The 6,473-nt window shown below is 55.9% G+C and carries 6 protein-coding genes; 1 reads left to right on the top strand and 5 read right to left on the bottom strand.

Annotated features, from left to right (window positions below; all coding sequences use genetic code 11):
* Window positions 1–302: 302 nt before the first annotated feature.
* On the top strand, window positions 303–2,114 hold the full coding sequence (gene abc-f, locus RMSM_RS15875; RefSeq protein ID WP_008698089.1) for a ribosomal protection-like ABC-F family protein: 1,812 nt from the start codon (window positions 303–305) through the stop codon (window positions 2,112–2,114).
* Between the two features lie 50 nt (window positions 2,115–2,164).
* On the opposite strand, the gene RMSM_RS15870 is transcribed toward abc-f, so the two are convergent.
* From RMSM_RS15870 to RMSM_RS15850, 5 genes are all read right to left on the bottom strand, one after another.
* The gene (locus tag RMSM_RS15870) at window positions 2,165–3,526 is read right to left on the bottom strand and encodes a class I adenylate-forming enzyme family protein (protein WP_008698087.1); all 1,362 of its coding nucleotides are present in this window, start codon (window positions 3,524–3,526) and stop codon (window positions 2,165–2,167) included.
* 15 nt (window positions 3,527–3,541) lie between these two features.
* Window positions 3,542–4,279 (bottom strand): SDR family NAD(P)-dependent oxidoreductase, encoded by a 738-nt coding sequence (locus RMSM_RS15865; RefSeq protein ID WP_008698085.1) that lies wholly within the window; start codon window positions 4,277–4,279, stop codon window positions 3,542–3,544.
* Window positions 4,272–4,580 (bottom strand): hypothetical protein, encoded by a 309-nt coding sequence (locus tag RMSM_RS15860; RefSeq protein ID WP_008698084.1) that lies wholly within the window; start codon window positions 4,578–4,580, stop codon window positions 4,272–4,274. The genes RMSM_RS15865 and RMSM_RS15860 overlap by 8 nt, the downstream gene beginning before the upstream one ends.
* Before the next feature lie 193 nt (window positions 4,581–4,773).
* Window positions 4,774–5,808 (bottom strand): hypothetical protein, encoded by a 1,035-nt coding sequence (locus tag RMSM_RS36970; RefSeq protein WP_144057686.1) that lies wholly within the window; start codon window positions 5,806–5,808, stop codon window positions 4,774–4,776.
* Between the two features lie 146 nt (window positions 5,809–5,954).
* Window positions 5,955–6,455 (bottom strand): Na+/H+ antiporter NhaC family protein, encoded by a 501-nt coding sequence (locus RMSM_RS15850; RefSeq protein ID WP_081614178.1) that lies wholly within the window; start codon window positions 6,453–6,455, stop codon window positions 5,955–5,957.
* Between the last annotated feature and the right edge of the window lie 18 nt (window positions 6,456–6,473).

Genomic DNA, 6,473 nt, shown 5'->3' with positions numbered 1-6,473 from the left:
CGCAGAGACTTTCGGCTACGCGAGTAAAACCGAAACTCTCTGCGAGTTTCGCTACGAAAAAATGCTTCAACAGCGTTGGCCCAAATGGCTAACGGGATTGCACCCAATGTTCCTGTCTACCTGCTTAAGGGGGAATGTCCCGCTCTCATTGGCTGCACCGCTTATGCTAACAAACAAGGGCGGGGACCCACATGGTAGTGAGGTATCGGGGGGCTTGCTGTCGACCGTGAAGTTCTCCAACCAAAAAAATCTTGAATTGACTTCCTCTGGACGATTTCGCTTGCGTTCGTTCCACTCTTGGCATGACGCTTATATCGATTGATAACCTGACTATTGGCTTTCGCGGCCCTTCACTGCTCGATTCGGTTTCGGCCAAGATCGAGATGGGGCAACGTATTGGACTTCTGGGACGTAACGGCGCGGGAAAAACGACGCTGATGCGGATTCTGACCGGTGACGTCGTGCCCGACAGCGGTTCGGTCACGCTCCGTTCGGGGGCTCGCGTGGCGAGGCTGTCCCAAGAGGTGCCTCGTGACTGGAAGGGGACAATCAAGTCGATCGTGCTGGGCGAAAACGAAGCTCAGGATGACGACCATGACTACGAAGAGGCTTGGAAGATCGAGCATGCCGCCGATTCCACACTGTCGCGGATGCAATTAGATCCCGATGCCGATTTTCAGACTCTATCCAGTGGGCTGAAACGGCGGGTGCTGCTGGCACGCGCGATCTCGCGGAGTCCCGACGTGTTGCTGTTGGACGAGCCGACGAACCATTTGGATATCGCCTCGATTCTTTGGCTCGAGAATTTTTTAAGCCGCTGGGAAAAGACGCTGATCTTCGTTACCCACGATCGCTCGTTCCTGCAAAATCTTGCGACACGAATTTGGGAGATTGATCGAGGCCGCCTGTTCGATTGGTCCTGCGACTATCAAACCTTTCTGCAGCGAAAAGAGCAGGCTCTGGCAGCAGAAGAAAAACAGAACGCATTGTTCGACAAGAAATTGGCCGAAGAAGAAGCCTGGATCCGCCAGGGCATCAAGGCGCGGCGAACACGGAACGAAGGTCGCGTGCGTGCACTGAAGGCCATGCGTCAGAACCGCAGCGAGCGACGTACCGGAGAAGGCAAGGCGAAGCTGAATCTACAGCAGGCCCAGCGCAGCGGGGCGCTAGTCGCCCAGCTAAAGGACGTTTCGTTTTCCTACGAAGACAAGCCGATCCTGAATGATTTTTCGACGACGATCATGCGTGGCGACAAGCTTGGGATTATCGGTCGCAACGGAGCGGGAAAGACGACGCTGCTGAAACTGTTGCTTGGCCAACTCGATCCGCAGGAAGGCAATGTGCGTTTGGGGACCAATCTGAAAATCGCCTACTTCGATCAACTGCGGGATACGCTTGATCCCGAAAAGACAGTGCAAGAATGCGTTGGCGACGGCGGGAATCAAATTCAAATCGGCGACAAGACCAAACATATCGTCGGCTACTTGCAGGATTTCCTGTTTACCCCCGAGCGTGCGCGTACCCAAATCAAATTTCTGTCGGGCGGTGAACGCAATCGTGCTCTATTGGCTCGATTGATGACCCAGCCCGCAAACGTCATCGTGTTGGACGAACCGACAAACGACCTTGATTCGGAAACCCTCGAGATGCTCGAAGAACAGCTCGTCGAGTTCGCCGGAACTGTGTTGATGGTTAGCCACGACCGAACGTTCTTGAACAACGTCGTGACCAGTACGATCGTGTTCGAAGACGATGGCGTGAACGAGTACGTCGGCGGTTATGACGATTGGCAAGCGGCGGTGGAACGTCGCCGCGAATCTGAGAAGCAGCTTGTCGACACGGTGAAAAACGAGAGCAAGAAAGAATCCGTCGCTGCGAAGCCGGCGAAACCGGCCGCGAAAAAGCTGTCGTTCAAAGACAAGCACGAGCTTGAGCAGTTGCCCGCGCGGATCGAAAAACTCGAAGTCCAGATTGCAAAACTTCACGATCGGATGGCGGATCCGACGTTCTATCAAAAAGGTGGAGCCGAAATTGCCAAAGTCAGCGGTGAGTTGGCTGATCTGGAACAACAGCTCGCTACTGCGTTTGAGCGTTGGGAAGAACTCGAAGGTTAAGGCCGCTTCAGCAAAGTTCGCTTTGCTCGGTACCTATCGCAGCAACGCGGTCACTCTCGTGGCGTGCGTTGCTTTTTAAAGCGTTCGTCGTGTGATAATTGCGGATCGATCGTGACTCGAATCGGGATTTGTTTGGGTGACAGGTGGTGTCGACAGTGTTGCCGCACCAAGCGAGTCAATTCTTTTGCCGAAATCTGTATTTCCGGATTCAGTCTAACGCGAGCACAAACGATCATTCCCATGATCGCGTTGGATTCGCCATAGACGGCCGCCGTATGAACCTGAGGCATCATTTCGATCACTGCTTCGACTTCGGCCGGATAAACCTTTTCGCCGCCCACATTGATGATCTCGCCAACTCGGCCGAGCACTTTAAAGTACTCGCCATCGAGCTCCACCGCATCGCCGGTGACAAACCAACCATCCTCGCTGAATGGCGAGGCTGCGTTTAGGTAACCGAGCATGGTCGAGTGCGATTTGATTTGCAAAATGTTGTCCACGACACGTGTTTGCACTCCGTCGCCGCCAAGTTGCATCCACAATGACGACGAGTCTTTGGACTTGGATCGCAAGATTCCGACTTCCGATAATCCATAGGTTTGCTTGAAGCTGACATGCGGAAGTTTTTTGTTCAGTGCGGCAAGGATGTTTGCGGACATCGGTTCGGTGCCGTAGGTGATCATCTGCAGCGAACTCAGATCGTAATCCTGCCAAGCGGAACGCATTAGCAGCAGTTTTAGGAATGTGGGCGAGGTGGGAAGTAGCTGGACGGCATGGTCCTGTATCGCAGCCAACACCGATTCGGTTGACCGGTTCGCTGGTACGACGACGCATCCGCCACTGCCCAGCGTATGCAGGATCGTGTTGAGGCCGCCGATGTGATCAAAAAGTAAAAATGCCAGCGTCCGCTGTGCTCGCCCCGGTCGGCGAAATTTGTCGAGCAGCCGAGTGAAATCGTGGACTGCGGCTTTTGGTTCGCCGGTCGATCCCGACGAGAACAGGACCAGTCCTGGATGAGCGACGGATCTCAGTTCTGCATACAGTTGGTGTTCTGCCGCAGGTGCGTTGGTTAGGTTGCGGATCGAGAATGTTTTGTCGCCAGCGATTTCGATCGCAACCTCGCACTGAGCGAGTTGTTCGTAGGTGTGATGTTTGTTCTGCGACGATTCCGAGATCGGGACAATGATTGCGCCACGCTGGATCAGAGCAAAGAGAGCTGCGACGCAGTGGGGCGAAAAGTCGGCAATGAGTGTAGTGACGGTACCCGGGTGAACAGCGTGTTCATCGAGTCGGGCATCCCATTGATCGATGGCGTCGAGCAACCAAGCGTACGAGAACGATTCGCCATGCCATCGGATTGCGTCGTCGTGCGGGACTTCGCGAAAACGGTCTTGTAGAAAGCGTGTCGGCATCAGGTCGTTGGCGGGCTAGACACCACCTAAGTAGATGACTTGTCCGGTGATGAATTCACTTTCCGGACGGAGGAAAAAATCAACGACGTTGTAAACATCATCGGCGGTCCCGAGTCGCTTGATCGCTTGGCGGTTGATCAATTGGTCTATTTTTTCCGCGGGGACATTGCGAATCAAATTGGTTCCGATCGGCGATGGTCCCACCGCATTGACGGTGATGCCCGACTTGGCGAATTCACGCGAGAGCACTTCGGTCAGGCTGACCACAGCGGCTTTGGAGGCGGCGTAGGCCGATTCGCCTTCGAGTTTTAGCGGCGTAGCGACACTTGCCATGTTGACGATGCGACCGCTGCGATTCGCGAGCATCAGCTTGGCGGCTTCCTGGCAGAACAAGAAGGTCCCGATCACGTTGGTTTCAAAAATCGATCGCACGGTTTCAATCGGCGTCAGCAAACTGTGGTTCATCGACGCGATGCCCGCGTTGTTGATCAAAGCGTCCAGCCGGCCATGCTGCTGTTTGATCTCATGAAACAGTTGGCGGACCGCTGATTCATCCGACACATCCACGCGGTGGTGTGAGTAGCGATGAGATGATTCGGACGTCAATCCATCGGGCGTAGCGGCGCTGCGGCTGCAGCCGATCACCGTGTCACCCGCGGACAGGAATCGCTCGGCGAGATGACGTCCGATGCCTCGGCTGGTTCCGGTGATCAGAATGGTACGTTCGTTCCGCGGGATCGTTGTGTTAATCATCGTTCGATGTTTCAACAACTTTGGTCGCAAATGCGACGAGCGTCGCGATGTTCTTGAACGGGCTACGGGTTTCGGACATCGCTTTTTCGTCGGACAAACGGATCGGGCGGCCGAAGGATTCAGAGAGAGAGGTTTCCAAATTCACCAACAGCGTGACCATCTCGATGGAATCGAGTGAGCTTCGCGAACCAACCAGCGGCGTGCTGGCATCAAATTCGAGCTGCTGTTCCTCTGGCCGTTCGTCGTTAAGGTCTTGAAAGACAGCGGCAAAGATTTCGGTGATTTTCTCGCTGGAATTCATGACTCGATGGATCGGCGACAAGACGGAATGACACGCTTCATCTGCGGCGTTAGCGAAGCGTGTGGGTAAGCCGTGTGTGCAGAGAACACACAGCGACCATCAGTCTAGTTGCATCGGCCCCGGCTTGAAATTGGGGGCGAGAAAGTGGGGCGGGCATTTAGCCTAGGCTGTATCAGAGCGATCGCTGTTCTGATTATGGAAAGAAGTAGCGGATCCAGTTTCGCACGCCTTGTCCGGGTACATAGGCGACCGGTTGGCCCCACAATCCTTGCCCGACCTGGACCAGGTTGCGTTCCTGCCCAAGTGTGAACAGTGATCCGATGGGGGCTGCGGTGCCAGGCGTAATCGGAGTGCCGTAGACCGCAGGCGGCGCCACTGCCACGTTCGGAGCCGGGGCGAAGGTTGGCGCAGGAGCAATCGTCGTCGTTGACGGCAGGGTTGTCGGAACGGCGCAGGGATCAGCGGCATAGTAGCTGACCGGCATGTACGGAGAAGCACATGCGGCGGTGTAGCTGCTCGGTGCGCTGATGCACGGAGAATTGCTCATTGTTGCAAATTCGGTTTGCAGTTCAGGTTGGGCGAGCGGCGTCAAATCGCTGCTGCTATTGGGCGAATAAGGAAGCGTGTTTTGTCCGCCGGGGCCGGACGACAACGGAGGCGGCGCGGGCGAAAATGCATTCGGGCCAGCGGGCAGCGACGTAGGCGGAGCCGACGTAGCCGAGGACGATGGCGGTAGCGACGGTGCCGAAGGCTGCGCGGTAGGGGGAGGCGTGAAACTGCTCGGAGGAGGTGTGAAGCCGCTCGGCGGTGCACTATTGTTTGGCGGAGTGGAGGGGACTGCAAAACCGTTCGGCGGCAACCCCATGCCGCCACCGTTTGGCGACGCGTCTGGCGGCAGTTGCGGTGCCGTCACTGATTGTTGCATCATCGCTTGACGAATCTGCGAGCCTTCGTAAGTCCCGCGATTCGTCGCGTCGTGTGAAACTTGTGACGATTGGAATGCGTTCCCGCTGGTTTGGTACGCCGTTTCACGCAACGACGTGCTGGATTCTCGTGATCGATAGCGATCGACTGCGCTGGGCGATCCAATCGGGCGGAGGCGAGTTTGAGGTGTGTCGATAGATGCAGTCGCTTGGTTTTGCCGTGAGAAGTCTTGCCCCTCGACACTCGTGGGTTGAGTGGCGGCGAGTCCCAGAGGAACGAGCATCCATAATGTGTGTCGAAGCATCCGTGTACCTTGTCCAGAGTTAGCATCATCGTTGATGCTTGATTGTTATTCTTTTTCTCCAATTCAATGCAATACTGATGCCGACATAAGAATTTTGCTCAAATACGGCAAAAATCACTCATTGGGGCCGCTGAGAGCGTCCGTTTTTACAATCGCTCTGTAGGACTTTCAAAATCGCTGTCGGGCTTGCCAACGAAACGCACGATACCCGTTAGTGCAACGATCCCCATGATTAGACAGATCCACGGAGAGACTCCCAGAACTGCGGGAATCGAGCCGAGAACGACACAGACCACCGCGACGGTAAGGGCGTAAGGCATCTGTGTGCGGACGTGCTGCAGGTGGTCACATCCACACGCTCGGCTAGAGAGGACGGTGGTGTCGGAGATCGGAGAGCAGTGGTCGCCGAATATTGCCCCAGCCAACACGGACCCGGTCGTTGCCAAGCAAATCGCGCCGCCGGGGCCGCCACTCGGGTCAAGGTCCAGTGACAGCGTTACCGAGAGCGGCGTCAGGATCGCCATCGTGCCCCAGCTGGTGCCGGTCGAAAAGGCGACGAAACCTGCGAGGGCAAATACCACCGTGGGCAGGGCTCGCGGGTCGAGTCGATCCGAAAGCAGACTCGATAGATAGTCGCCGGTTTGCAGTGCCGTCCTCGCCCGTCA

Source organism: Rhodopirellula maiorica SM1, assembly GCF_000346295.1.
Classification (GTDB): Bacteria; Planctomycetota; Planctomycetia; order Pirellulales; family Pirellulaceae; genus Novipirellula; species Novipirellula maiorica.
This window is presented reverse-complemented; position numbering and strand designations above follow the sequence as displayed.